This is a genomic window from Serratia sp. CY32780 (assembly GCF_052169135.1).
Taxonomy (GTDB): Bacteria; Pseudomonadota; Gammaproteobacteria; order Enterobacterales; family Enterobacteriaceae; genus Serratia; species Serratia sarumanii.
In genome coordinates this window covers 373,430-398,890 of sequence record NZ_JBJNLI010000002.1, presented here as the reverse complement: position 1 = coordinate 398,890, position 25,461 = coordinate 373,430, and the positions used below count along the sequence as shown (strand labels likewise).

Below are 25,461 nucleotides of genomic sequence, written 5' to 3'. Positions count from 1 at the left end.
AGTCACTTACCTAAGTAAGCTCCTGGGGATGAGTGAGCTGGCCGCCTAGCTGCAACTTGAAATACATAGGGCAATTAAGCCGATGACATACCAATCCCTGTTAGCCCCGATTTTAAGCTTCCTGCACTGTGAAACTCCTGACGCCTGGATCGACGCCGCGCGCCGTCCGGAAAACCTGCAGCTGTTGCTGACTGACCACCTGGTGTGCGAGCTGAAGGCCGCGCAGACCGGCATGTGGCTGATCCGCCGCTACGTGGCGGACAAAGAGAGCGGCGACGCGCTGTTGGCGCTGCTGCGGCCCTACGAGGCGTTTCTGCACGAAGCGCAGGGCGCGCCGGACACGCTGTTCCGCCAGGGCCAGTTCACCCGCAAGATCCTGCCGAAAAACGGCTCGGCCTACGGCCAGGATCTGGCGGATCGCATGGTGCTGTTGATCAAGGAAGAGTTGCATCACTTCTCGCAGGTGCTGGAGATCATGCAGGCGCGCGGGATCCCGTATCGCAAAATCACCGCCAGCCGCTACGCCAAGGGGATGATCCGCGAGATCCGCACCCACGATCCGGCGACGCTGATCGACAAACTGATCTGCGGCGCCTACATCGAAGCGCGATCCTGTGAACGCTTCGCCAAACTGGCGCCGCACCTGGACGACGAGCTGAACCGCTTTTACGTTTCGCTGCTGCGATCCGAAGCGCGGCACTATCAGGACTACCTGACGCTGGCGGAACAGATCGCCGGCGGCGACATCAGCGAACGGGTGGCGCATTTCGGCCGCCTCGAGGCTGAGCTGATCCTGTCGCCGGACAGCGAACTGCGCTTTCACAGCGGCGTGCCCGCCGCCGCCTGACGTTGAGGCGCGCCCTTACTGCGGCGCGCCCAGCAACAGATCCACCGCCTTTTCCGCCAGCATGATGGTCGGCGCATTGGTGTTGCCGCTGGTGAGCTGCGGCATCACCGAGCAGTCGATCACCCGCAACTGCTCAAATCCGTGCACCCGCAGCTGCGGATCGGTCACCGCGTCCTGCGGCGACGGCCCCATGCGGCAGCTGCCCACCGGGTGATACACCGTCTTGCAGAAGTTGCGCACGAACTCTTCCAGCTGCGCTTCGTCGCGCGTCCACTCCGGCTGCGGCATCAGCAGATCCTTGATCAGCGGCTTCAGCGCCGCGGTTTGCAGGAAGCCCAGGCCGAACTTCACCGCGCGCACGCTGCCGGCCAGATCGTCCGGGTGGCCGAGGTAGTTGGCGTGCAGCTTGACCGGATCGTGCGGGTTGCTGCTGCGCAGCAGCACTTCGCCGCGCGCCTTCGGCTGCAGGTAGCCGACCTTGAGCGTGAAGCCGTGAATGTTCGGCAGCGGTTCGCCGGGCACGTCGTCCCAGCTGTCCAGCAGCGGCAGGAAGTGGATCTGCACGTCCGGCCGGCCGTCGCCCTGGCTGTCGGTGAAGGCGGCGCCTTCCAGCACGTTGGACGAGAGCACGCCGCTGCGAAACGCCAGCCACTGCGCGCCGTGGCTCAGCGCCAGCAGGCCGCGATCGGCGCCGAACAGGCTGATCGGCTCGAGGGTGCTGACGTTGATCGACATGTGCAGATGGTCGTGGAAGTTTTTGCCCACCGGCAGATCCGCCCGCACCTCGATGCCCAGCTGCTGCAGGTGGTCGCGCGGGCCGATGCCGGACAGCATCAGCAGCTTCGGCGAACCGACCGCGCCGGCGCTGACGATCACCTCTTTGGTGGCGCGCGCGGTCACTTCCGCGCCGCCGTTCTGGCTGTAGACCACGCCGGTGGCGACGTTGCCCTCGAAGGTCAGCCGGTGCGCCAGCGCGTTCAGTTTCACCACCAGCCGCCGTTCGTCGCGCACCGCCTTCAGGTAGGTGCGGGCGGTGCTGGCGCGTTCGCCGTTGTGGGTGGTGGTTTGGTAGAAACCGACGCCGTGCTGGCTGTCGCCGTTGAAGTCGTTGCGGTAGGGCAGGTTCAGCTCCTGGCCGGCGCGGATAAACGCCATGCTGAGCGGGTGGCGGTAGCGGTTTTCGCTGACCGGCAGCAGCCCGTCGGCGCCGTGGTAGTCGTCCGACAGGCTTTCGTTGGCCTCGGCGCGTTTGAAATAGGGCAGCACCTCCCGGTAGCTCCAGCCGGTGCAGCCATAGCGCTCGGCCCAGTCGTCGTAGTCCTGCGGCTGACCACGCAGGTAGATCATGCCGTTGACCGAACTGCTGCCGCCCAGCACCTTGCCCTGCGCGATCTGCATGCGGCGGTTGTTGGCGTGCGGCTCCGGCTCCGTCTCGTAGGGCCAGCTCTTTTTGGCGATGATCTTGGCCACGCCGGCCGGTATCTTGATGAACAGGTTATTGTCGTCGCCGCCGGCTTCCAGCAGCAGCACCCGCGCCTGGGTGCGGCGGATCAGCTGCGCCGCCAGCACGCAGCCGGCGGAACCGGCGCCGACGATGATGTAATCAAAGGTATTTTCCGACATGACAGCTCTCCGTGCGCGATTGGGATACTGCAGAGTAACGCGGGGGAAAAAGCGGTCAATTTGCGATCGTTAATTTATTAACGAACTTCACATTAAATTTACGTAGTGGTTTTTAAGGTTAGTTTATCTGCTTGAAAAACGGCGTTATAGCGAGTTTTACTGATTGATTGCGATATTAATAAAATGGCGCAGCAAGCTGCGCCCTGATGGGAAGGCGGGGGCGATTACAGCGTTTTCAGCATGGTGACTTCGCAATCGACGTGGCCGGTAGCGCCCATCGCGTGGTCGATGTGTTCGAAGCCCAGATGTTCGTACAGCGCAACGGCCTGCGTCAGGCTGGCGGTGGTCTCGAGGTAACAACAGCGGAAGCCGTGCCGGCGGGCGAAATCCAGCGCCTGCAGCGCCAGGCGTTTCGCCAATCCCTTGCCGCGCAACACCGGCAGGAAATACATCTTCTGCAATTCGCATATATCGTCTGCGCCGCCCTGCAGCGGCGCGATGCCGCCGCCGCCGGCGACCTGCCCGTCCACCTCGATCACCCAGTAAGCGCTGCGCGGCAGGCTGTAGAGCTGATACAGGGCGTCCAGATTGGGATCGGAGACGGTATAGCCTTTATCCGCCGTCAGGCCGTGCTCGGCGGAGACTTCGCGAATGACGTGAGCAATGGCGGCATTGTCTTCCGCCGTGATGGGGCGCACCAGCAGGCGCGCCGGGGTTGCTGTTGTCATGTTTACACTCGCCATTGAAAGAGACCACGTTCGTTTTTCGTTTTTATCGCAGCACGAAACGCGCCGGGGATTATTTCCCGGCGGCGTCCCTGCAGCAGTAATATCTTGTAATAACACCTAACCCCGCCCGGATGCAACGGCGATAAAAAAACAGCGGGGAAGACCCCGCTGTTTTTCAGGCGTTGGCGTGAGCCGGTGGATTACAGCGCAGCGATGGTCGCCTGCTGTTCCTGCAGCTTCACTTTGCCTTCTTTGCAGGCCGCCAGACGATCGCGCTCTTTGGCGACCACCGCTTCCGGCGCGCGCGCCACGAAGCCTTCGTTCGCCAGTTTGCCTTCGATCGAAGCGATTTCTGCATCCAGCTTGCCCATCTCTTTCGCCAGACGCGCGATCTCGGCGTCCTTGTCGATGAAACCGGCCATCGGGATCAGCAGCTCGGCGCCGTCCACCAGCTTGGTGACGGAGACCGGGCCTTTCTCACCGGCCGGCAGCAGCGCGATGGATTCCAGGCGCGCCAGACGGGCGATAAAGCTTTGGTTCTCCTGCACGCGGCGCTGGGCGTCGGCGCTGCAGTTGCGCAGCAGCACGTCGAGCGCTTTGCTTGGCGCAATGTTCATCTCGGCGCGGATGTTGCGCACGGCGATGATGGTTTGCTTGATCCACTCCAGATCGTTCAGCGCCTGCTCGTCTTCCAGCGCGGCGTCGTAGGCCGGGAACGGCTGCAGCATGATGGTGTCTGCAGTCGTGCCGGTCAGCGGCTTCACGCGCTGCCAGATGGTTTCGGTGATGAACGGAATGATCGGGTGCGCCAGGCGCAGCAGCGCTTCCAGCACGGTGATCAGCGTGTGGCGGGTGCCGCGCTGTTCCGCTTCGCTGCCGTTGCTCACCACCGGCTTGGTCAACTCCAGATACCAGTCGCAGAACTGGTTCCAGGTGAATTCGTACAGGATGTTGGCCGCCAGATCGAAGCGGTAGGTGTCCAGCGCTTCGCGGTAGGCTTTCACCGTGCGGTTGAATTCGGCCAGGATCCAGCGATCCGCCAGCGACAGCACTTTCTCGCCGCCGTTGAAGCCGCAGTCGTGCGCTTCGGTGTTCATCAGCACGAAGCGGCTGGCGTTCCACAGCTTGTTACAGAAGTTGCGGTAGCCTTCCAGGCGCTTCATGTCCCAGTTGATGTCGCGGCCGGTCGAGGCCAGCGCCGCCAGGGTGAAGCGCAGGGCGTCGGTGCCGTGCGGCTCGATGCCGTTCGGGAACTGCTTCTCGGTGCGCTTGCGGATTTTCTCCGCCAGCTGCGGCTGCATCATGTTGCCGGTGCGTTTTTCCAGCAGATCTTCCAGCGAGATGCCGTCGACCATGTCCAGCGGATCGATCACGTTGCCTTTCGACTTGGACATCTTCTGGCCTTCGTCGTCGCGGATAAGACCGGTCATGTAGACGGTCTTGAACGGCACCTGCGGCTTGCCGTTTTCATCCTTGATGAAGTGCATGGTCAGCATGATCATGCGCGCGATCCAGAAAAAGATGATGTCGAAGCCGCTGACCATCACGCTGGTCGGGTGGAAGGTTTTCAGCGCCTCGGTCTGCTCCGGCCAGCCCAGGGTAGAGAAGGTCCACAGGCCGGACGAGAACCAGGTGTCCAGCACGTCTTCGTCCTGGGTCAGCACCACGTCGGCGCCCAGGTTGTTCTCGCTGCGCACTTCTTCTTCGCTGCGGCCCACGTAGACTTTGCCGTTCACGTCATACCAGGCCGGGATGCGGTGGCCCCACCACAGCTGACGCGAGATGCACCAGTCCTGAATGTCGCGCATCCAGCTGAAGTACATGTTTTCGTACTGCTTCGGTACGAACTGGATTTCGCCCTGTTCGACCGCTTCCACCGCCACTTTGGCCAGCGGCGCGGTGCGCACGTACCATTGGTCGGTCAGCATCGGCTCGATCACCACGCCGCCGCGGTCGCCGTAAGGCACCGTCAGGTCGTGCGGTTTGATCTCGTCCAGCAGGCCCAGATTATCGAAGGCGGCAACCACCGCTTTACGCGCCGCGAAGCGCTCCAGGCCGCGGAACTCGGCCGGGATCTCGTTGCAGTAGTCGGTGCAGACTTCGCCCAGGGTGTTGAACACTTCCGCTTCCTGGCGGATGTCGCCGTCGAAGGTCAGAATGTTGATCATCGGCAGGCCGTGGCGTTTGCCGACTTCGTAGTCGTTGAAATCGTGCGCCGGGGTGATCTTCACGCAGCCGGTGCCTTTTTCCATATCGGCGTGTTCGTCGCCGACGATGCGGATGCGGCGGCCGACCAGCGGCAGAATGATCTCTTTGCCGATCAGGTCTTTATAGCGCGGATCTTCCGGGTTGACCGCCACGCCGGTATCGCCCAGCACGGTTTCCGGACGGGTGGTGGCGACCACCAGGTAGTCTTTGCCCTCAGCGGTTTTCGCGCCGTCGGCCAGCGGGTAGCGCAGGTGCCACATGGAACCTTTGGATTCGCGGTTTTCCACTTCCAGATCGGAGATGGCGGTGCGCAGCTTCGGATCCCAGTTCACCAGGCGCTTGCCGCGGTAGATCAGGTCTTCTTTGTGCAGACGGACAAACACTTCGCGCACCGCGTTCGACAGGCCTTCGTCCATGGTGAAGCGCTCGCGCTCCCAGTCCACGGAGTTACCCAGACGGCGCATCTGGCGGGTGATGGTGCCGCCGGACTCCGCCTTCCACTGCCAGATTTTGTCGATAAACGCGTCACGGCCGTAGTCGTGGCGGGTTTTGCCTTCTTCCGCGGCGATCTTGCGCTCCACCACCATCTGGGTGGCGATGCCGGCGTGGTCGGTGCCCGCCTGCCACAGGGTGTTTTTACCCTGCATGCGCTGATAGCGAATCATGGTGTCCATGATGGTCTGCTGGAACGCGTGGCCCATGTGCAGGCTGCCGGTGACGTTCGGCGGCGGGATCATGATGCAGAAGCTTTCCTGGCTGGTGTCGCCGTTCGGCTTAAAGTAACCCTGATTCTCCCAGTGATCGTACAGCTTCTGTTCGATCTGCTTTGGGTCGTATGCGGTGTCGAGCTGACTGTTTGTCTTTTCCATTCTTTATCGTATTCAGTGAGTTGGCGGCGTAGCCGTGGTCAAATGGAAGCCGACGCTGCGATAGGCCTTGTAACGGTCGCGCGCCAACTGTTTCAGAGTGTCTTCGTAAGGAACGAAGTCTACCACTTCATGGAAAGCGGTAGCAAAATCGGCAAACTGCGGCAGCAGGGCGATCAGCAGATCGCGCGGGGCATTGCCGCGCTTGCCGGGCCAGCACAGTTCCACCGGCGCGCCGTAGTGCGGCCCTTCGCCGGCCAGGTTGTGCGGCACGAATTCATGCGGCTCGCGCTGCCACAGCGCTTCGTCCAGCCGCTGGGCCTGCTCCTGGCTCTCGCAGGCGATCAGCACCCGCTTGCCGGAACGGAAGCCGCTGGCGGCAACGGCGCAGGCCACGGCCTCATGGGCGCTGAGCGCACCAGACGGTTCCGCGTTGTCGAGCAAATAAAACGTCGCCTGTTTCATTAAGGATCCACCGCTGCCGATAAAAAAATGTAGGGGCACAGCATGCTGTGCCCCTTGGGATTATACCTGAATTACCGCTCAGATTTAATCGTCGCCGTTCAGGCCCGCGCGGTTGAGCAAGAACTGCGACAGCAGCGCCACCGGGCGGCCGGTCGCGCCCTTGGCTTTACCGGAACGCCAGGCGGTGCCGGCGATATCCAGGTGCGCCCAGGTGTACTTGCGGGTGAAGCGCGACAGGAAGCAGGCGGCGGTGATGGCGCCGCCAGGGCGGCCACCGATGTTCGCCATGTCGGCGAAGTTGGAGTCCAACTGCTCGTAGTACTCGTCGGCCATCGGCAGGCGCCAGGCGCGGTCGCCGGCCTGCTCGGAAGCGCCCAGCAGTTCGTGCGCCAGCGGGTTGTGGTTCGACATCAGGCCGGTGATGTGGTGGCCCAAGGCGATCACGCAGGCGCCGGTCAGGGTGGCGATGTCGATCACCAGCTCCGGCTCGAAGCGCTCGACGTAGGTCAGGGTGTCGCACAGCACCAGGCGGCCTTCGGCGTCGGTGTTCAGCACCTCGACGGTCTGGCCGGACATGGTGGTCAGCACGTCGCCCGGACGGTACGCCCGGCCGCCCGGCATGTTTTCACAGCCGGCCAGCACGCCGATCACGTTCAGCGGCAGGTTCAGCTCCGCCACCACGCGCATCACGCCGTACACGGTCGCCGCGCCGCACATGTCGTATTTCATCTCGTCCATGCCGTCGGCCGGTTTGATCGAGATGCCGCCGGAGTCGAAGGTCAGCCCTTTGCCTACCAGCACGATCGGCTTAGCGTCCGGATTTGGGTTGCCCTTATATTCCATCACCGACATCAACGACTCGTTTTGCGAACCGGCGCCGACTGCCAGATAGGCGTTCATGCCCAGCTCTTTCATCTGCTGTTCGCCGATGACGCGGGTGGTGATGTGGGTGCTGAAGGCGTCCGCCAGCTGGCGGGCCTGCGAGGCCAGGTAGCCGGCGTTACAGATGTTCGGCGGCATGTTGCCGAGATCTTTGGCCGCCTTGATGCCGGAAGCCACCGCCAGGCCGTGCTGGATAGCGCGCTCGCCGCTGGTGAGCTCACGGCGGGTCGGCACGTTGAACACCATTTTGCGCAGCGGACGACGCGGCTCCACCTTGTTGCTTTTCAGCTGATCGAAGGTGTAGAGCGTCTCTTTGGCGGTTTCCACCGCCTGACGCACTTTCCAGTAGGTATTGCGGCCTTTTACATGCAGCTCGGTCAGGAAGCAGACCGCTTCCATCGAGCCGGTGTCGTTGAGGGTATTGATGGTTTTCTGGATCACCTGCTTGTATTGGCGCTCATCGAGCTCGCGCTCTTTGCCGCAGCCGATCAGCAGGATGCGCTCGGAGAGAATGTTGGGCACATGGTGCAGTAGCAGCGTCTGCCCGACCTTGCCTTCCAGTTCGCCACGGCGCAGCAATGCGCTGATATAACCATCACTGATTTTGTCGAGTTGTTCTGCGATAGGGGACAGGCGGCGCGGTTCGAAAACGCCGACTACAATACAGGCACTGCGCTGTTTTTCCGGGCTACCGCTTTTTACACTGAACTCCATGCACTCTCCTGAATCTTAAAGACAAAGGCGGACGCTACGGCTAGAATAACCGACTCCGTAACGATCTCCCGCCATTTGAGTTAACGGATTATGTTAACCTGAACGGCGTAAATTGCTCTGTTTTGGCGACTATAAGCAAGTTCCTATAGGACACCCAAACGGCTTGATGTTGTAATACTATTTTAGCTGTGAAGGTTGCCATATGATGAGAATAAATGGCGGATTAGCGATGAAATTATCGATTTTCCTGCAAAAAGACAAGTTTTCACAGGCGTAATAAGCGTGATCATCATAAGATATCTGGTACGGGAAACGCTCAAGAGCCAAATCGCCATCCTGTTCATCCTGCTTCTGATCTTCTTTTGTCAGAACCTGGTCAGGGTGTTGGGCGATGCGGTGGACGGCAATATCCCGACAAACTTAGTCCTCTCCCTGCTGGCGCTGGGCGTGCCGAAAATGGCGCAGCTCATCCTGCCTTTGAGCCTGTTTCTCGGCTTGCTGATGACGCTTGGGCGGTTGTATACCGAGAGCGAAATCACCGTTATGCACGCCTGCGGGCTGGGCAAACGCACCCTGATTATCGCCGCCATGATCCTGGCGCTGTTCACCTCTGCGATCGCGGCGGTGAACGTGTTTTGGGCCGGGCCGATGGCCTCGCGCTATCAGGACGTGGTGGTGAACGAAGCCAAGGCCAACCCGAGCATCGCCGGGCTGGCGGAAGGGCAGTTCAAACCCTCGCAGGACGGCAACGCGGTGCTGTTTATCGGCAACGTGAAGGGCAGCACCTTCAACGACGTGTTCCTGGCGCAACTGCGGCCGAACGGCAACCAACGCCCGTCGGTGGTGGTGGCCGAGCACGGCAACATCGTGCAGCAGAAAGACGGCTCGCAGGTGGTGACGCTCGACAAGGGCACCCGCTTTGAAGGCACCGCGCTGCTGCGCGACTTCCGCATTACCGACTTCAACGACTACAAGGCGGTGATTGGCCACCGTACCGTGGCGGCGGACAACACCGAATCCGAACAGATGTCGATGCAGACGCTGTGGGAGTCCGACGATCCGGATGCGCGCGCCGAGTTCCACTGGCGCCTGACGCTGGTGGTGTCGGTGGCGCTGATGGCGCTGCTGGTGGTGCCGCTCAGCGTGGTGAACCCACGCCAGGGCCGCGTGCTGAGCATGCTGCCGGCCATCCTGCTGTATCTGATCTTCTTCCTGCTGCAGACCTCGCTGCGCTCCAACGCCGGCAAGGGCAAGCTGGATCCGATGCTGTGGCTGTGGCTGGTTAACGGCGTTTACTTCGCGATCGCGCTGGCGCTGAACCTGTGGGATACCGTGCCGATGCGCAAGCTGCGCGCACGCCTGAGAGGAGCGGCCTGATGTTTGGCGTATTAGACCGGTATATCGGTAAAACGATTTTCAACACCATCATCATGACGCTGTTCATGCTGGTGTCGCTGTCCGGCATCATCAAGTTCGTCGATCAGCTGCGCAAGGTCGGCCAGGGCGAATACACCGCGCTGAGCGCCGGCATGTACACCCTGCTGAGCGTGCCGAAAGACATCGAGATCTTCTTCCCGATGGCGGCGCTGCTCGGCGCGCTGCTCGGCCTGGGCCAACTGGCGACGCGCAGTGAACTGGTCGTCATGCAGGCTTCCGGCTTCACCCGCCTGCAGATCGCCGGCTCGGTGATGAAAACCGCCATTCCGCTGGTGCTGCTGACCATGGCGATCGGCGAGTGGGTGGCGCCGCAGGGCGAGCAGATGGCGCGCAACTACCGCGCCCAGCAGATGTACGGCGGCTCGCTGCTCTCCACCAAGAGCGGGCTGTGGGCGAAGGACGGCAACGACTTCATCTACATCGAGCGCGTCTCCGGCGATAAAGAACTCTCCGGCGTGAACATCTACCACTTCAACGATCAGCGTCGCCTGGAGACGGTGCGCTATGCCGCCACCGCCAGCTTCGAGAACGGGGTGTGGCAGCTTTCGCAGGTGGATACCTCGGATCTGACCGACCCGAAACAGGTGACCGGCACCCAGACGCTGACCGGCGAATGGAAAACCAACCTGACCCCGGACAAGCTGGGTGTGGTGGCGCTGGATCCGGATTCGCTCTCCATCAGCGGGCTGCACAACTACGTGAAGTACCTGAAGCAGAGCGGCCAGGAGGCCAGCCGTTACCAGCTCAACATGTGGAGCAAAATCTTCTCGCCGCTGTCGGTGGCGGTGATGATGCTGATGGCGCTGTCGTTCATCTTCGGCCCGCTGCGCAGCGTGCCGATGGGCATCCGCGTGGTGACCGGCATCAGCTTCGGCTTCCTGTTCTACGTGCTGGATCAGATCTTCGGCCCGCTGAGCCTGGTGTACAGCATGCCGCCGGTGCTGGGCGCGCTGCTGCCGAGCATGCTGTTCCTGCTGATCAGCGTGTATATGCTGCTCAAACGCAAGTAGCGGGGCGATCGTTAGTGAAGAAAGGCGTGGCCGCGGGGCCGCGCCTTTTTTGTTGGTGGAGTTAGCTGACGCTCAGCAGCGCGATGCCGGCATCCTGATAGGCCTGCGCGTCTTCCGGCAGGCGATCCAGCACCAGGGTGTCGATCTGGGCAGGGGAGGCGAACTGCGCCAGCGAGGTGTTGCTCAGCTTGGAGTGATCGCACACCACGATCACCTGATTGGCATGTTCCACCATCGCGCGCTTGGTTTCGGCCAGCATGATGTCGGCCACGCAGGCGCCCTGTTTCAGTGATAGCGCGTTGGCGCCCATAAACGCCTTGTCGATGTTCAGCGTATCCAGCAGCGAACGGCCGTTGATGGCGACCGCGCAGTGATAACCCTTTTTGACGATGCCGCCCAGCAGGATGATCTGGATAGATTCGACGTCTTCCAGACTCTTGGCGATCATGAAATCGTTGGTGACCACGGTCAGGTTGTGGCGCTGGCGCAGATGGCGGGCGATCTGCAGGGTGGTGGTGCCGGTGTCCAATACGATGATGTCGCCGTCTTCCACCAGGCCGGCGGCCAATTGACCGATTTGCTCCTTGGCGCTGAGGTTCACCTCTTCACGCTGATCGGAACCGACCTCGAAGCTGGCGCGGGTGCGCAGAATGGCGCCGCCGTGGGTGCGCGTCAGCATGCCGGCGTCTTCCAGAATGCGCAGATCGGTGCGGATGGTGGCGCCGGAGACGTTAAAGCGCGAGCTCATTTCCCCCACGGAGAGCTTGCGCTTCTCCTTGAGAATGGCGAGGAGTTTTTCCTGGCGCTCTTCTGCGAACATGCTCACTCATTCACTCCTGACAGGCACAATGGACGTGCGGCTAATATACCCCGCGCATCGGCAGCAGGCAAAGCGCTTGCCGGCCGCCGCTGGCAATATTCCAGCGGGCATTATCCGTGCGAGATGCGAAGGTTACGGCGCACCGATCCTTTTTGGTATAGTCTACCCTGCGGTGTATTGGGTAGCGGGGCAGGCAGTTAATGGAATATGAAGAAAATATCAGTCACATTATCAGCAAGCATCTGGAAGCAGCATTAGGCGATTTCGGCGAGCTTATCTGGGCCTACGTGGTGTTATCCAAGAAAGATATGTCATGTATCTTTGGCGTCACCAATTACCCCGGTGAATGGGTAAAGCAATATAAAGAGCAAGGGCTGCAATATACCGATCCGGTGGTCATTACGGCGCTCAATCGTTTGACACCTTTCGCCTGGGATGAGAATCTCATGGCTGGCGCCGGCTTCCGTTTTTCTGAGTTGTTCGAGCAAGCACGCGAATTCGGCGTAGCCGATGGCTATACCTTCGTGTTGCATGACTTTAATAATAATCTGGTGACCCTTTCCTTTACCCTCGCTGCCGAGCGCAAGGCGGAAACCATGCAGATGCTGAATCAGCATAAAGGCGATATTTCGTTGCTGCTGGCATCGACCCATGAGATGTATTTAACGCTGACTTCACTGTCGGAAAAAAACACCGCGCGCCAGGAAAAAAACGCCCGTTTTACAGAGAGAGAAAACGAGATCCTCTATTGGGCCAGCGTGGGGAAAACCTACCAGGAAATGGGCATGATCCTGGGGATCAAAACCTGCACCATCAAGTTTCATATGGGGAACATTGTCAAAAAACTGGGAGTGGCGAATGCCCGGCATGCTATCCGTTTAGGGATGGAACTTCAGCTGATTAAACCGGTGGGGTGATTAGAACGCAGGTTCGTCGCTCAACGGCCAGGCGTTTAGCATGTGTTCGTCTTGCGTATTCAACTTTTTGAATATTCTGTTTTTTAATGCCTCCTGGCTCTGACGGTCAACGTGGCCCAACAGCAAATGAACGGGCTCGTTCTTTTCCGACATGCCTGTCTTCAACTGCGTGACGTTCCAGCCGGAGCTTTTGATGATATGGAACATCGGGTGGCTGGAGACTGCCAATATGCCGTCATAACCGTGTTGCCGCGCATAGTTGATCAGCGACAAGAACAACGCCAGGGTCACAGGGAACCGGCGGCCCAGCAGAGACTGGGTCCTTTCCTTATCGACGAAAAATCGTGTGGACTCGATGAAATTCCCCTCTGGAATGACGACGTCATGAAAGAAAGAGGAAAATGCGCTGTTCAGCATATTCTTGTGTTTCATATCAATCATCCTCGTACCACAAATTATCATGTTGTCTTTTACGCCAAATATATAGTTTGTCTTATCATTATCAAACTCATCCAGCTCCTTGCCGTCTGAACAGTTCACGGCCCATTGCAGCCTGTCTTTAAAGACGTTTTTCCTTAAAACATAAAGATCTGCTGATTTTTCGGTGCTCATTGATGCGTAATTGGTGCTGTAAATATTAAACATAATGTTACCTTTGAATAAATTAAGAGAAATAACTTTATCCAGTAACATCAGAGAAGTTTCACTACGAGCATGCCGGTGCATGAGAATGATAAGGCTTTTTAAGCGATCGGCGCTAACCTTATTATGCCGTGCGGCGAGGCAGCTTCAGGGCAATTGAACGGTGAACAAAGCAGGTCGACGAGATTGAACGGCTTGGCCGATTAAAGGCTGGAGAGGATTGACTATCAATGACTGCCGAGCCGTATCTGCCATGGTGAAATATTAATTATTGACGTTATAATTTAGGGGGGCTTTATTATTTTAATAAATTAATTCTTACTATTTGTTACTGGGGGGTGTCGATAGGGCATGGATTTGCCGTCCGGCAGAGGAATAGGAGTGAAAAGAGCGGCTGGTGTGATTTCTACAGTATGTCCTCGGACCTGTCTTCATGCAGTGGTAAAATGCGATATTAAAAAATATCTGATAGAGATCACATTATTTTAATGACAGGAACGGTGCTATTTCTCGACGGCTCTGCAGGAATGTTGGGTTGCTGAGTAAAATGAGCGGTGCATGGTGGCCATGGTAGAACGCCGTGGCTGCTGAGATACAGAGCGAAAAATAGTGCTGGCACCCGATTTCTGCTATGTGAAATAATAACCCAACTGAACTGATGAAGGTCTAGTTGGGTACTATACTTTAGTCTAACTAGCTTCTAACTCCCTAAGGCGATACACTTTTCTAGTCAATTTTCGACGAAAAAAACATAAAAAAAACCTGACCTCGTAGGGTCAGGCTGCCAAGATCGGCCAACACCAGGGAAAATTTTCTTACACCATCTTAAAGCTATCAACTCAGCAGAGGCAAGTGTTCTCTGCTGGTTTTTAGCTTTGGGTTGCTGTTTTGTTACGTATGCACGCTATTTTCTGTTGGTTCCAGATAAAATCCCATCTAAAGAAATAACATCTATCCCCTGACAACCCCGTTCCCATTGGCTTATTCCAGTCATGACTACCATAAATGAAAAAATATTGTTCCTGCAATGTTAAGCAAACTCATTCTTTATTGGCTGACACATGGATATGCAATTATTTGCAGTGTTGCCATTGCGGTTGGGGATTATTTGGCGCAGCCTGGTAGGGTGCTTGAGGGAATGTGGGCGATGGCCGATAAGGCGCATGGCTATGGCGGTAAAGGCTCGTGTGCTGACAAAAAATCGAATGAGGCCCTATGGCTTATCACAGCCATCGGGCCTTGTGCTATGTGGGAAGAAACATTACAGCGGCTGGCTGAACTCCACTCGCTCGCCATCCGGCCCGGCGATCATCAGATAACGCACGCCGTTGGCACCGCTGGGCTGCAGCGTCGGCCCTTCAATCACCGGATACCCCAGCTCCGCCAGCCAACGCTGCGTGGCCGCCAGATCGATGACCCGCAAAGCGATATGGTCGATACCATAGGCGCTAGGGGGGCGAGTCAGCCCTTCGTCAGGTAACTGGTATAACTCCAGCGTTAGCTCACCCAACTGCAAAAACTGTACGGCGACGGGGCCGCCGAGCGCCAACGTTTGTCGGGGTTCGAAACCGAGTGAACGATAGAAGCCGGCGGCTTGTTCGATATTCGCGCAGCGCAAACCGACGTGCATCAACCCGTTAATCCGGTGTGCCATATCAAATCCCCTTGCGCGCGCAGTAGAAGCCATAGAAGGCGACGTAGGCGAAACAGACCAGCGGTACTGCAAAGGCGATCTGCATATCGCCGCCGTTGAGATCGGAGATGATGCCCATGAGTAACGGCACCACCGCGCCGCCGATGATCGACATCACCACGATCGAACCGGCCACCTGAGTTTCTTCGCCCAGCCCTTTGATCGTCAGGCCAAAGTTGGTTGGCCAGCACAGCGCCATGCAAAAGTTAACGCCCATGATCGCCACCACCGCCAGCAGGCTTTGGATGTTGACGGCCAGCAGCAACAGCAGCACGCATACCGAACAGAACACGCCGAGCAACCGCGCCGGGCTGAACTTTTTCATCAGCGCGGTGGTGACCACCTTGCCGGCCGAGTAACAGACCAGCGTGGCCAGCAGCCAGTAGGTGGCCGAATGCTCGGTTGCCCCCTGTTCAATCATTTGCACAAAACGAATGGTGAAACTCCACAGCCCTACCTGCGCGCCGACATACAGGAACTGCGACAGTACCCCCAATCGGAAGCGCGGCAGCGCCAGCAGGATCTTCAGCGATTGCATCAGCGGCTTGCCCGCTCCCTGGTGCGAGCGTTGGGTTTTGCAGGCGGGGAATTTCACCGCCACGAAGATCAGCGCCAACACGATCAGCACGCTGCCGATGATCAGATAAGGCGTGACCACCTGCGACACCATCTGGGTGCGCGCCGCTTCGGCCACAGCCGGTGGCATTTGCAGCAGCTCGGCGTGGCTGGGATCGTTTTTGCCGAACACCAGCTGCTGGCCGATCAAGACGCCAAAAATGATCCCCAGCGAGTTGAAGATCTGCGAGAAGTTGATGCGCTGGGTGGAGGTTTCCAGCGGCCCAAGCAGGCTGGAGTAGGTATTGGCGGAGGTTTCGAGGAACGACAGCCCGGTAGCGATCACCCCCAGGCAGGCCAGGAAAGCGCCGTAGGTCATGATCTGCGCCGCAGGAATAAACAGGAAGCAGCCGAGTGCGTACAGGCACAGGCCGATCACGATCGCCACCTTGTACGAGTAGCGTTTGATCACCGCTGCGGCGGGCAGCGCCATCACGAAGTAGCCGAGGAAGAAGATCGACTGCACCAGCGCGGTCTGGGTATCCGACAGATCGAACCCCTTCTTGAACTGTGCGATCAGAATATCGTTCAGGTTGCCGGCCATGCCCCACAGGGCGAACAGGCAGCAGACCAGCATCAGCTGCAGCCAGGGCGTGGCGGGCAGATAGGCGCTGCGGTCGATACTTTCGGCCGCGGCGTGCTGCGCGATGTCGCCCTTGTTAATCAGAGAGTCGCTCATTGCGGTGTTCCTTCATCCGGAGAAAAAGAGAACGAGCTAATAACGTCAAGCTGTTCGTAGAGGGGTTGCGCTTGGCGGTAGAGCTGTTCGAACAGCTCGAAGCAGCGCAGGTAGTGTTCGTGTTGGCGCGGATCGGGGGTAAATTCGCGCTCGATGCTGACGGTGCGGCTCACTCCCTGGGCAAAACTGCTGAACAGCCCGACGCCGACCCCGGCGACGATCGCGCAGCCGGTGGTGCCGTTCTCCTGGTTGCGCGTCTGCAGCAGCGGCAGGTTGTAGACCGAGGCCTTGATCTGCAGCCACAGCGGGCTGCGTGCGCCGCCGCCGGAGGCGATCATTGCCTCCGGCTCCTGTGCGTGGCGCCTGAGCTGCTGCAGATTACGTAGGGAGGCCAGCGCTACGCCTTCCAGCACCGCGCGGTAGAGATGCGGCTGCCTATGCTTGCGCTGCAGGCCGAAGAACTGCGCGCGCGAGTTGGTGTGTTCCGCCAGCCGCTCGCCGGTCAGGTAGGGCAGGAACAGCAGCCCTTCGGCGCCCGGTGGCACCTCGGCCGCCATATCAAGCATCTGCTGATGGCTGAGTTGGCCGGCGCTCAGCGCCGAACGCCCCCAGCGCATGGCGTCGCCACCGGCATCGAGCAGGGTAAAACCGCCCCAGGCCGAGTTGGCCAGGTGCAGGTTGTTGACGCCGGCGGAGAGCAGCGGGTGTTCCGAGACCACGGTGAGCAGCGTGGAGGTGCCGGTGCTGTCGGAGGCGATGCCGGCCTGATAGACGCCGGAGCCGAGCAGGGTAGCGGCCATATCCGCCGTGCCCGCCACCACCGGCACCCCCGGCGGCAGATCGGTAACGCTTGCCGCTGCGGGCGTAATGTGGCCAATCACCTCGCTGGAGAGATGGATGGCGGGCAGTTGATCGGCGCGCAGCCCGAACTGCCGCAGCGCCTCTGGCGACCACTGCAGCGTGGCGCTGTCCATCAGGTAATAGCAGGAGGCTTCGCTGTAGTCGGTGGCGCGTACGCCGCAGAGCCGGAAATTGACGTAATCCTTCGGCATCAACACCGTGGCAATGCGCTCCCACTGCGATGGATGATGCTCGCGCAGCCAGGCCAGCTTGAACGCCGGCCAGGCGGCGGTGGGGGGATTGTTCAACAGTTCAAGCCAGGGCTGCGGCGGCTGTTGGTGGCTAAAGCGCGCCACCTGCGGCTGCGCGCGTTTGTCGTTCCACAGCATGGCGCGATCGACGACCAGCTCGCCGTCGGTATCGAGCAAAACTGTGCCGTGCATCTGCCCGCAGGCGCCGACGGCGGCGATACGCGGCCAGTATTCGGCGTAGCGCGCGTACAGCTCCTGCGTACATTGGCAGACACTCTGCCACCACAGTGAAGGCGGTTGTTCCGACCAACCGGCCTGCGGCGTGATCTGCTCGTACTCGCGCTGCGCGAAGCCAAGGATTTCCCCGGTGTTGGCGACCAGCCCGGCGCGGGTGCTGCCGGTGCCGATATCAAGGGTAAGAAGTAAATCTTTCATTGTTATCACTCCCGTGGCGGATGGCGCGGGCCACCCGCAGAAGCGTGCGCTGGGATCGCGCAGGATTTAGTTATCGTTCAGTTCCGGGAACAGGCCTGGATCCTGTTCAAGCTGCTCCAGCACGCGCTGGGTGGCCGCCGCGCTCATGCCAAAGCGGCGTACGCCCAGCCGATACAACGCGCGCACCGTGTCCAGATCGCGAATGCCGCCGGCCCCTTTGATCTGGATGCGGCCACGCAACTGATCGGCGATGATCGCCACTTTCTCTACCGTGGCGCCGGTCGGTGCCCAGCCGGTGGAGGTTTTCACCCAGGCCATGCCGACTTCGACGGCGATATCGCACACCCGACGGATCTGCTGCTCGTTCAGATAGTGCGTCTCCAGAATGACTTTGGCCGGCACCGGCGCGGCGGCCTCGACTACCCGGCGCAGATCTTCGCGCACGTAGTCGTAATCCCCCGACAGCACCTTACCGATGTTCACCACCATATCGACCTCGCGCGCGCCCTCGGCGATCAGCTGGCGCACCTCCTGCACCTTGAGATCGGTGGTCTGCCCGCCGCCGGGAAAGCCGACCGGCCCGCCAATCATTACGTCCGCCTGGCCGCGCTCCGGCAGCAGGGTGCTGAGGAAACGCGTCCAGCACGGCAGCACGTGTACCGAGATGATGCGATAGCGGCTGGCCAGCGCGGCGCAGTGGCGCACGTCTTCCTCGGTATTGGTGGCCTGCACCGCGCTCAGGTCGATCAACCTGGCCATGCGTCTGGTTGTTTCATTCATTGCGTTTATCCTTCTTTTATTTTCATTTGATTTTATTTATTCACCTTATTCTCTTTCATATGGCTTTAAAATCAGCATTTGGTGAAATTGTGATCGGATCTGCGGTTTTGTGGTGAGGGGCGTGAAAGGGAGAAGAAAAAAAGGGCGCGATCTGGCAGATCGCGCCCTGGGGGTTGACGTTGGGGGAAGCGTTACAGCAGCCAGTCCAGCAATACCACGCCGCACAGGCTGATGGCCCAGGCGATAGTGGTGGGCACCGACCACACCATCATCTGCTGGCGCACGTCCTTGATGCCCATCATGCGGTTGACCACCCAGAACATGCTGTCGTTGAAGTAGCTGAAGAACAGCGCGCCCAGGGTGGCCGCCTGCGCCGCCGCCAGCATATTGACGCCGGGCAGCAGGCTGACGATCGGCGCCGATATTGAGGCGGCGGTGATCATCGCCACCGTGCCGGATCCCTGTATCACTCGCACCAGCGTGGCGATGACGAACGGGATCAGCACCGGCGAGATCGGCAGCCCGGCGACCTGTTCCGCCAGCTGCGTGCCGGCGCCGCTCTCGCGCAGCACCGCCCCCAGCGCGCCGCCGGCGCCGGTAACCAGCAGGATGATGCCGGCGGTCTGCAGGCCTTCTTCCAGCCGCTCCAGCGTGTCGTGCTTGTTGGCGTGCGGCATCAGGGTGTACACCGCCAGCAGCACGCTGATCGCCAGCGCGATCATCGGCGAGCCGAGAAACGTGAAGCTTTGGCCCCACAGGCTCTCCGCCAGCCAGCCCATGCCCTCGCGCTTGGCCAGCATATTGTTGACCGCGTTGACGAAGATCAGCCCGATCGGCGTCAGGATCGGCAGCAGCGACAACATCAGGCTCGGCAGCGCCTTGCCCTCTTTCTCCGCCAGATACTGCTGATGCGCGGCGCGCAGATCCTGCGGCGCTTCCTCTTCCTGCGGCATAAAGTCCGGGTAGCGCGCGCCCAGCCAGCGCGCATACAGCACGATGCCGATCACGCAGGGAATGGCCAGCACCAGCCCGGCCAGCATCATGGCACCGATATCCACGCCGAAGATGCCCGCCACGCCCAGCGGCCCCGGCGTCGGCGGCACCGCGTGGTGGGTGAGGATCAGCCCGCCGGCCAGCGCGACGCCGAGCGTCAGCAGGTTGCGCTTGCCCTTTTTCGCCAGCGCCTTGACCAGCGGATAAAGGATGACGAACGCCGAATCGACGAAGATCGGGATGCTGACGATATAGCCGGTGATGGCCAGCGCCCACTCCTCGCGCCTTTTGCCCAGCCATTTGATAAAGCTGTAGGCGATTTGCTCGGCGGCGCCGGAGACCTCCAGCACCCGGCCCATCATCACCCCCAGCCCGATGACGATGCCGATGCTGCCGAGCGTGGAGCCGAAGCCCTTGGTGATGGCGTCGACGGTTTGCGTGGCACCCATGCCGCCGGTAATGCCGGCGATGGAGGCGGCGATCAGCATGGCGATCAGCGCATGCACGCGGGTGCGCAGCACCAGGAAAATCAGCGCAAACACCGCCACCGCCAGCCCGATGATTGGGGTATACATCGCCATGATCAGCCCCCGCCTTGCGGCATGTCGTCGCGGATAAAGGCGCGGATCGCCTGCTCGAAGCTTTCATCGGCGGTGAAGCCCAACTGCTGCGCCCGCCGGGTGTCGAACTCGCCCGGCCAACCGGCGACGATGCGGTTGATGGCGGCGTCCGGCTCGAATCGCACCCGCGCAGCGACGGCGTCACCGGCCACCGCGCGCAGCGCTTCGAGCATCTCCCGCACGCGCACGCTGATGCCGGGCAGGTTGAGCGTGCGCAGCGCGCCGAACGCCGAAGCGGGCAGCGTGGCGGCGTGGATGAAGTTGCTCACCACCGCGGCCGGGCTGGAGAGCCACAGCGCCAGCTCGGCGTCTACCGGGCACACCGCCTGCTCGCCGTGCAGCGGCTCGCGGATGATGCCGCTGGCAAACGACGAGGCCGCCTTGTTCGGCTTGCCCGGCCGCACGCTGATGGTGGGCAGGCGCAGCACGCGGCCATCGACGAAGCCTTTGCGCGCATAGTCGTTGATCAGCAGCTCGCACATCGCCTTCTGCGCGCCGTAGGAGGATTGCGGGGTGACCGCGCAGCGATCGTCGATCACCGGCGGCAGCTCACCGCCGAACACCGCCAGCGAACTGGTGAAGATAAATTTCATGCCCGGCGCCCGGTGGCGCGCCGCTTCCAGCAGTTGGCGGGTGGCATCGAAATTGACCTGCATGCCGAGATCGAAATCGCTCTCCGCATGGCTGCTGACGATGGCCGCCAGGTGGAACAGCACGCCGCAGTCGGCGTCGATCAGCCGCGCCGCCGCGCCGGGCTGCGACAGATCGAGCGCCAGACACTGCAGACGCGCATCCGGCAGCGGGGCGGGCGGCGGGGTGATGTCCGCCAGGATCAGCGTGTCGAAGGCCAGCGGGCAACTGCCGTGCAGCAGCGCTTTCGCCAGCCGCTGGCCGAGAAAACCGGCGCCGCCGGTGATGACGATATTCATATGGTGCTCCTTTCCCTAGCGTTGTTGTTATCAGAGTTGGACGTTGTGCAGTTGCAGACCGCGCTCGCGCAGCAGCTGCTGCGCCTCCGGCGGCAGCGCGGCGTCGCAGATGATGTCGCTCAGCGCCTCCAGCGGGCAGACGCGGAACATGCCGTATTTGCCGTACTTGCTGCTGTCGGAGACCAGCACCCGGCGGCGGGCGACCTCCAGCAGCGCCTGCTTGACCAGCACCTTCTCCTCGTGCGGGGTGGAGAGGCCGTGCTCCAGATCCCACGAGCTGGTGCTGATGAAGGCCACGTCGATATTCAGGCTGCGCAACAGCATGGCGGCGCTGTTGCCGACGCAGGAGTAGTTGCGCTGATCCACCTGGCCGCCGGTGTGGAACAGGCTGAGCTGCGGGCGATTCATCAGGTGCTGGATGATGGAGAAATCGTTGGTGACTACCGTCAGATTGAAGCGCTCCGCCAGGCTGCGGGCGATCTCGAAGGTGGTGGTGCCGGCGTCCAGATAGACCACCTGGCCGTCTTCCACCAAGCCGGCGGCGTATTTGCCGATCTCGCGTTTGTGGCGATGGTGCAGCTGCGCCTTCTCGCAATAGGCCAGCTCCTGGCGCAGCGCCTCGCTCAGGCGCACGCCGCCGCTGACGCTGACCACCTTGCCTTGCTCTTCCAGCACGCGGATATCGCGCCGCACCGTCATGTGGGAGACGCTCATCAGCTCCGACAGCGCGCTGATGCTCGCCAGCTGATATTCATGCACATAGCGATAGATGTAATCGCGGCGTTCAGACGGGATCATGTTCGCTCCTGTGGCCCCGGCGGCGGCAGGGGCGCCGCGAAGCTGTTATTTTTTGTTATGGAGGAACATCTTCAACCATCGCGATTAACAAGTAAGCGACAGTTATCACAAATGCCGGCGTGGGGGTTGGGGCGGTTTTGTTATTTAACATTATGATTAATTGTTTGTTATTGGCTTTTCTCGGCGTTTTTTCTCGCAACACCATGTTGTGATAATTAATGTGACGCGCCACAAGGTTTGTGAAGCGGGCGGGGCGGGAAAGCGGCGAGGAAGGGCCGGCAAACGTGCGCTGCGGCGCTTTTTTCGACACTTAACTCATTGAACAACGGATAAGTGTTGCGTGACGATCGCGGGAAGGTATAATGCACCCGTTTTCCGCATACTACTTCAGTGCCGAAGTGGCGAAATCGGTAGACGCAGTTGATTCAAAATCAACCGTAGAGATACGTGCCGGTTCGAGTCCGGCCTTCGGCACCATCGGAACATCAATAGACGTCAACGGACGTCTTTTTTTGTGCCTGAAATCCAGTATCCGCAAGGCTTTCCTCGCTTTTTCACTCAACCTAAGTCAACCTAATTTAATCTACATCAACTTACTGATGCGGGTACAACTGCGGGTATATCCCGGTTCGATTATGTTTGTACCAACACAGGACCCTTGAAAGGATACTCATCATGGCTCTGAGTGATGTGAAGGTTCGTTCGGCAAAGCCTGAAGCAAAAGCCTACAAACTGACTGACGGCGATGGCATGGTTTTGCTGGTTCACCCCAACGGCTCCAAATACTGGCGGCTACGTTATCGCTTTGGTGGTAAAGAGAAGATGTTGGCGCTGGGGAAATACCCTGAAGTGTCGTTGGCGGATGCCCGGGCACGCCGGGATGAAGCCCGTAAGCTATTAGCGAATGGCGTCGATCCCAGTGAGAACAAGAAAGCCGTAAAGGTAGAGCAGGAGCAAGAGGCGATAACGTTTGAAGTGGTAGCCAGAGAGTGGCACGCCAGCAATCAGAAGTGGTCTGTATCGCATAGCGCTCGTGTATTGAAAAGCCTGGAAGATAATCTCTTTGCTGCTATCGGTAAGCGGAACATAGCAGAGCTTAAGACTCGGGATCTTCTTGTACCCATTAAAGCGGTGGAGTCATCCGGGCGTCTTGAAGTCGCCGCCCGTTTACAGCAGCGAACTACCGCGATTATGCGCTTTGCTGTTCAGAGCGGCTTAATCGATTACAATCCCGCTCAAGAGATTGCCGGTGCGGTGGCTACGGCGAAAAGAAAGCACCGTGCTGCTCTGGATCTTGAACGTATTCCCGAATTACTTCACCGCATTGATCACTACTCTGGCAGGCCGTTAACCCGGCTGTCGGTTGAACTCACTTTGTTGGTTTTCATCCGTTCAAGCGAGCTGCGTTTTGCCCGCTGGTCAGAAGTCGATTTCGAAACGGCTATGTGGACGATTCCGGGTGAGCGTGAACCGCTGGAGGGGGTTAAACACTCTCAGCGTGGCTCAAAGATGAAGACGCCGCATCTTGTTCCCTTGTCGCGACAAGCTCTCGCAATTTTGGAAAAGATCAAAAGCATGAGTGGAAACCGTGAGCTGATTTTTGTGGGCGATCACGATCCGCGTAAGCCGATGAGTGAGAATACGGTTAACAAGGCTCTAAGAGTGATGGGTTATGACACGAAAACGGAAGTGTGTGGGCATGGATTTAGGACGATGGCGTGTAGTTCACTTATTGAGTCAGGATTGTGGTCGAGGGATGCGGTAGAAAGGCAGATGAGCCATCAGGAGCGTAGCTCTGTGCGGGCGGCTTATATCCATAAGGCGGAGCATCTTGGGGAGCGAAGGTTGATGCTGCAGTGGTGGGCGGATTATCTGGATGCGAATCGGGAGAAGGGAGTGAGTCCATTTGATTTTGCAAAGCTCCATGTAAGAAAAGAGGTTTATGTGACAAATTAGTTTCAGAGAAACTTGCAGTATGAGAGTAAATTTCTTCCATAAAATCACATAAATGCCTTGAAGTAACTGAAGCAAAGTGTGCTTAAATGGGAAAATCATCTTGGTTCAAGGTAATATGAAGAGTGATCCTAGCTGATTAGAGAGAGTGTGGCGATGCAAACTTTTTTATTTGACACGCTTAGTCATTGTGAGGCGTGTTTCAGTAAACTGAGCACGCCTTTGAACTGCTTCTTCGGGTGGGCATGAATTTCTGGGTTTTGCTTACCAGAGTGTGAAAGTAAGGATTCAAATATTTACGCGGACTGGATAGCCTAATGCACGTAACGCTTTATTTGTTCTACCATTTCTGGGGGGCGTATCTTCTGGTCTTGCCCAACCGACCACTTCTGCAATAGAGTTAATACCGTAATGCTGGAATTTGTACTCTTCATCTTTTCCTGCCCGGTAGATCCTTTCCCACATTAATGAAGGTTTTCCACCGTAGAGGACATAGTTGAGTAATTCAGCAATATTCATACCTTTTTGATTGGTCTGATCCATGAGCCATTTTGTGAACAAAATGGCACGTTCTTCCTTATTTAAGGAAGTTTTGGCTGAATGACCAAATGTCTCAGCACTCATTTTTATCACATGGTCCATCGTTGCATGCGTATAGGAGAATATTTTATGGAGGTTATCTTCAGTCAATAGGACAATATTATTTTTTGATAAATGATCCCGAATATAGGGCGCATAGATCTCAAGGTGAATGTCTTCATTAGATAAAGGAATTGATAGGTCTTTCCACCAGGAGAGCATACTCATCAGCGCTGTCTGTGGATTTTTACTATTTATGCGATGATAATCTTCAAAAGGATAAGTGTTATCCTTCTGATGAACTATATTATAATAATAGGCATGTAAAAATTGATCTGTTTGCCAAAACGTTGGAGTATCTTCTGATATCCATACAGGTCTGTAATCATTAATTTGGTCTGAGATATTCTTAATGATTGAAAATGTGCTTTCCCATTCTTTATGGAAACTCTCTTTCCTTCTATCTTTATTTTTTTTGTTATCAAAAAAATTCACACCACCCCATTCAGGTATTTTCCGCTTTTTGATAAGCTCTCGTTCTTTTTTCTCTAATTCGATTTTTAATTTTAATAATTGTATTTGTTCATCAATAATCTCTTTACTAAGATCAACGCAAGAGTCAAGTGATGATATGTTATCGAAGAATTCCTCTAGCTGTTCAATTAAATTAGAACTGTATAAATCACTTTCAGTGAAGAAAATACCTGCTTCTATATTCGAGTACCATGCACGCTCAGTTAAATTGGCTGAACCAATATAAGCGCCATATCCCTTCCACCAAATAACTTTGCTGTGCAGGCAATCTGGTATAAGTTTACAAAAAATATTATTTTTAACGTTAGCGAGAAGTTTTGATAAAAATGCAGGCGATACAGGAACTGTATGATCATATCGCATCCAAATATCAAGTCGGTGATGGTTTTTTATGCAATGCTCGAGGAGCATGGTTTTATCATCGCCATAAGCAATGGCGGCAACAACACCATCAATTTCTTTACCAGGAGGAGGTAAACATGATCTAAAAAATTCTCTGTTTAATCCGTTAGCAATAAGTTTCATTATTATTTTACCGGGAAGTTTTTCATAAAATAAATGTATTTAGGATGATGTTATATTAAATAAAAATAATATGGGCAT

The 25,461-nt window shown here is 58.1% G+C and carries 21 protein-coding genes and 1 tRNA gene; 6 read left to right on the top strand and 16 right to left on the bottom strand.

Features of this window, described 5'->3' with window-relative positions; all coding sequences use genetic code 11:
- Window positions 1-82 precede the first annotated feature (82 nt).
- A complete protein-coding gene (miaE, locus tag ACJ8HH_RS15410; RefSeq protein ID WP_015376459.1) occupies window positions 83-847 on the top strand; it encodes a tRNA isopentenyl-2-thiomethyl-A-37 hydroxylase MiaE in 765 nt (254 codons plus the stop codon).
- 15 nt (window positions 848-862) lie between these two features.
- Here the strand turns inward: miaE and ACJ8HH_RS15405 are convergent, their stop codons facing one another.
- From ACJ8HH_RS15405 to pepA, 5 genes are all read right to left on the bottom strand, one after another.
- Window positions 863-2,470 carry a GMC family oxidoreductase gene (locus tag ACJ8HH_RS15405; protein ID WP_060451798.1) on the bottom strand — a complete coding sequence of 536 codons (1,608 nt, stop codon included), beginning with the start codon at window positions 2,468-2,470 and terminating at the stop codon, window positions 863-865.
- Window positions 2,471-2,694: 224 nt separating this feature from the next.
- On the bottom strand, window positions 2,695-3,198 hold the full coding sequence (locus tag ACJ8HH_RS15400) for a GNAT family N-acetyltransferase (RefSeq protein ID WP_033636872.1): 504 nt from the start codon (window positions 3,196-3,198) through the stop codon (window positions 2,695-2,697).
- Between the two features lie 200 nt (window positions 3,199-3,398).
- The gene (locus ACJ8HH_RS15395; RefSeq protein ID WP_060451799.1) at window positions 3,399-6,275 is read right to left on the bottom strand and encodes a valine--tRNA ligase; all 2,877 of its coding nucleotides are present in this window, start codon (window positions 6,273-6,275) and stop codon (window positions 3,399-3,401) included.
- Window positions 6,276-6,287: 12 nt separating this feature from the next.
- Complete coding sequence (locus tag ACJ8HH_RS15390; protein ID WP_025305119.1) at window positions 6,288-6,737, bottom strand: DNA polymerase III subunit chi; 450 nt, start codon at window positions 6,735-6,737, stop codon at window positions 6,288-6,290.
- Between the two features lie 84 nt (window positions 6,738-6,821).
- Window positions 6,822-8,333, bottom strand: coding sequence for a leucyl aminopeptidase (pepA, locus tag ACJ8HH_RS15385; protein WP_033636874.1), 1,512 nt, complete (start codon window positions 8,331-8,333; stop codon window positions 6,822-6,824).
- A gap of 282 nt (window positions 8,334-8,615) precedes the next feature.
- Between pepA and lptF the strand changes: the two genes are divergently transcribed.
- Entirely contained in the window at window positions 8,616-9,710 is a 1,095-nt protein-coding gene (lptF, locus tag ACJ8HH_RS15380) for an LPS export ABC transporter permease LptF (protein WP_041037661.1), read from the top strand.
- On the top strand, window positions 9,710-10,780 hold the full coding sequence (lptG, locus tag ACJ8HH_RS15375; protein WP_033636876.1) for an LPS export ABC transporter permease LptG: 1,071 nt from the start codon (window positions 9,710-9,712) through the stop codon (window positions 10,778-10,780). The genes lptF and lptG overlap by 1 nt, the downstream gene beginning before the upstream one ends.
- Window positions 10,781-10,841: 61 nt before the next feature.
- Here the strand turns inward: lptG and ACJ8HH_RS15370 are convergent, their stop codons facing one another.
- The gene (locus tag ACJ8HH_RS15370; RefSeq protein WP_060423005.1) at window positions 10,842-11,600 is read right to left on the bottom strand and encodes a DeoR/GlpR family DNA-binding transcription regulator; all 759 of its coding nucleotides are present in this window, start codon (window positions 11,598-11,600) and stop codon (window positions 10,842-10,844) included.
- Between the two features lie 200 nt (window positions 11,601-11,800).
- On the opposite strand from ACJ8HH_RS15370, the gene ACJ8HH_RS15365 reads away from it, so the two are divergent.
- Entirely contained in the window at window positions 11,801-12,517 is a 717-nt protein-coding gene (locus tag ACJ8HH_RS15365; protein WP_033636878.1) for a helix-turn-helix transcriptional regulator, read from the top strand.
- Here the strand turns inward: ACJ8HH_RS15365 and ACJ8HH_RS15360 are convergent, their stop codons facing one another.
- From ACJ8HH_RS15360 to ACJ8HH_RS15320, 9 genes are all read right to left on the bottom strand, one after another.
- On the bottom strand, window positions 12,518-13,162 hold the full coding sequence (locus ACJ8HH_RS15360; protein ID WP_033648788.1) for an acyl-homoserine-lactone synthase: 645 nt from the start codon (window positions 13,160-13,162) through the stop codon (window positions 12,518-12,520). It abuts the gene before it with no gap.
- 1,258 nt (window positions 13,163-14,420) lie between these two features.
- On the bottom strand, window positions 14,421-14,813 hold the full coding sequence (locus tag ACJ8HH_RS15355) for a VOC family protein (RefSeq protein WP_060451800.1): 393 nt from the start codon (window positions 14,811-14,813) through the stop codon (window positions 14,421-14,423).
- A 1-nt stretch (window position 14,814) separates the two neighbouring features.
- Window positions 14,815-16,146, bottom strand: a complete 1,332-nt coding sequence (gene fucP, locus ACJ8HH_RS15350) for an L-fucose:H+ symporter permease (protein WP_033648624.1) — start codon at window positions 16,144-16,146, stop codon at window positions 14,815-14,817.
- The gene (locus tag ACJ8HH_RS15345; RefSeq protein ID WP_060451801.1) at window positions 16,143-17,672 is read right to left on the bottom strand and encodes a xylulokinase; all 1,530 of its coding nucleotides are present in this window, start codon (window positions 17,670-17,672) and stop codon (window positions 16,143-16,145) included. Before ACJ8HH_RS15345 ends, fucP begins: the two co-directional genes overlap by 4 nt.
- Window positions 17,673-17,738: 66 nt before the next feature.
- Window positions 17,739-18,452 carry a deoxyribose-phosphate aldolase gene (gene deoC, locus ACJ8HH_RS15340; protein ID WP_197668561.1) on the bottom strand — a complete coding sequence of 238 codons (714 nt, stop codon included), beginning with the start codon at window positions 18,450-18,452 and terminating at the stop codon, window positions 17,739-17,741.
- A 191-nt stretch (window positions 18,453-18,643) separates the two neighbouring features.
- Window positions 18,644-20,029, bottom strand: coding sequence for a GntP family permease (locus ACJ8HH_RS15335; protein WP_154641081.1), 1,386 nt, complete (start codon window positions 20,027-20,029; stop codon window positions 18,644-18,646).
- Complete coding sequence (denD, locus tag ACJ8HH_RS15330) at window positions 20,029-20,994, bottom strand: D-erythronate dehydrogenase (RefSeq protein ID WP_060451803.1); 966 nt, start codon at window positions 20,992-20,994, stop codon at window positions 20,029-20,031. Before denD ends, ACJ8HH_RS15335 begins: the two co-directional genes overlap by 1 nt.
- A 30-nt stretch (window positions 20,995-21,024) precedes the next feature.
- Window positions 21,025-21,792: a DeoR/GlpR family DNA-binding transcription regulator gene (locus tag ACJ8HH_RS15325; protein WP_033636886.1), complete on the bottom strand. Its 768-nt coding sequence runs from the start codon at window positions 21,790-21,792 to the stop codon at window positions 21,025-21,027.
- 55 nt (window positions 21,793-21,847) lie between these two features.
- Window positions 21,848-22,102 carry a hypothetical protein gene (locus tag ACJ8HH_RS15320; RefSeq protein ID WP_154618111.1) on the bottom strand — a complete coding sequence of 85 codons (255 nt, stop codon included), beginning with the start codon at window positions 22,100-22,102 and terminating at the stop codon, window positions 21,848-21,850.
- 82 nt (window positions 22,103-22,184) lie between these two features.
- Here ACJ8HH_RS15320 and ACJ8HH_RS15315 point away from each other — a divergent pair.
- Both ACJ8HH_RS15315 and ACJ8HH_RS15310 read left to right on the top strand, forming a co-directional pair.
- A tRNA-Leu gene (locus tag ACJ8HH_RS15315) sits at window positions 22,185-22,269 on the top strand.
- A gap of 198 nt (window positions 22,270-22,467) precedes the next feature.
- Window positions 22,468-23,748, top strand: coding sequence for a tyrosine-type recombinase/integrase (locus tag ACJ8HH_RS15310; protein ID WP_044865659.1), 1,281 nt, complete (start codon window positions 22,468-22,470; stop codon window positions 23,746-23,748).
- A gap of 285 nt (window positions 23,749-24,033) precedes the next feature.
- Here the strand turns inward: ACJ8HH_RS15310 and ACJ8HH_RS15305 are convergent, their stop codons facing one another.
- On the bottom strand, window positions 24,034-25,383 hold the full coding sequence (locus ACJ8HH_RS15305) for a phospholipase D-like domain-containing protein (protein ID WP_032410719.1): 1,350 nt from the start codon (window positions 25,381-25,383) through the stop codon (window positions 24,034-24,036).
- Between the last annotated feature and the right edge of the window lie 78 nt (window positions 25,384-25,461).

Bases quoted from the DNA above. Each gene is read 5' to 3' on its own strand.
- miaE (WP_015376459.1), top strand. From the start codon at position 83: ATGACATACCAATCCCTGTTAGCCCCGATTTTAAGCTTCCTGCACTGT.
- ACJ8HH_RS15405 (WP_060451798.1), bottom strand. From the start codon at position 2,470: ATGTCGGAAAATACCTTTGATTACATCATCGTCGGCGCCGGTTCCGCC.
- ACJ8HH_RS15400 (WP_033636872.1), bottom strand. From the start codon at position 3,198: ATGACAACAGCAACCCCGGCGCGCCTGCTGGTGCGCCCCATCACGGCG.
- ACJ8HH_RS15395 (WP_060451799.1), bottom strand. From the start codon at position 6,275: ATGGAAAAGACAAACAGTCAGCTCGACACCGCATACGACCCAAAGCAG.
- ACJ8HH_RS15390 (WP_025305119.1), bottom strand. From the start codon at position 6,737: ATGAAACAGGCGACGTTTTATTTGCTCGACAACGCGGAACCGTCTGGT.
- pepA (WP_033636874.1), bottom strand. From the start codon at position 8,333: ATGGAGTTCAGTGTAAAAAGCGGTAGCCCGGAAAAACAGCGCAGTGCC.
- lptG (WP_033636876.1), top strand. From the start codon at position 9,710: ATGTTTGGCGTATTAGACCGGTATATCGGTAAAACGATTTTCAACACC.
- ACJ8HH_RS15370 (WP_060423005.1), bottom strand. From the start codon at position 11,600: ATGTTCGCAGAAGAGCGCCAGGAAAAACTCCTCGCCATTCTCAAGGAG.
- ACJ8HH_RS15365 (WP_033636878.1), top strand. From the start codon at position 11,801: ATGGAATATGAAGAAAATATCAGTCACATTATCAGCAAGCATCTGGAA.
- ACJ8HH_RS15360 (WP_033648788.1), bottom strand. From the start codon at position 13,162: ATGTTTAATATTTACAGCACCAATTACGCATCAATGAGCACCGAAAAA.
- ACJ8HH_RS15355 (WP_060451800.1), bottom strand. From the start codon at position 14,813: ATGGCACACCGGATTAACGGGTTGATGCACGTCGGTTTGCGCTGCGCG.
- fucP (WP_033648624.1), bottom strand. From the start codon at position 16,146: ATGAGCGACTCTCTGATTAACAAGGGCGACATCGCGCAGCACGCCGCG.
- ACJ8HH_RS15345 (WP_060451801.1), bottom strand. From the start codon at position 17,672: ATGAAAGATTTACTTCTTACCCTTGATATCGGCACCGGCAGCACCCGC.
- deoC (WP_197668561.1), bottom strand. From the start codon at position 18,452: ATGAATGAAACAACCAGACGCATGGCCAGGTTGATCGACCTGAGCGCG.
- denD (WP_060451803.1), bottom strand. From the start codon at position 20,994: ATGAATATCGTCATCACCGGCGGCGCCGGTTTTCTCGGCCAGCGGCTG.
- ACJ8HH_RS15325 (WP_033636886.1), bottom strand. From the start codon at position 21,792: ATGATCCCGTCTGAACGCCGCGATTACATCTATCGCTATGTGCATGAA.
- ACJ8HH_RS15310 (WP_044865659.1), top strand. From the start codon at position 22,468: ATGGCTCTGAGTGATGTGAAGGTTCGTTCGGCAAAGCCTGAAGCAAAA.
- ACJ8HH_RS15305 (WP_032410719.1), bottom strand. From the start codon at position 25,383: ATGAAACTTATTGCTAACGGATTAAACAGAGAATTTTTTAGATCATGT.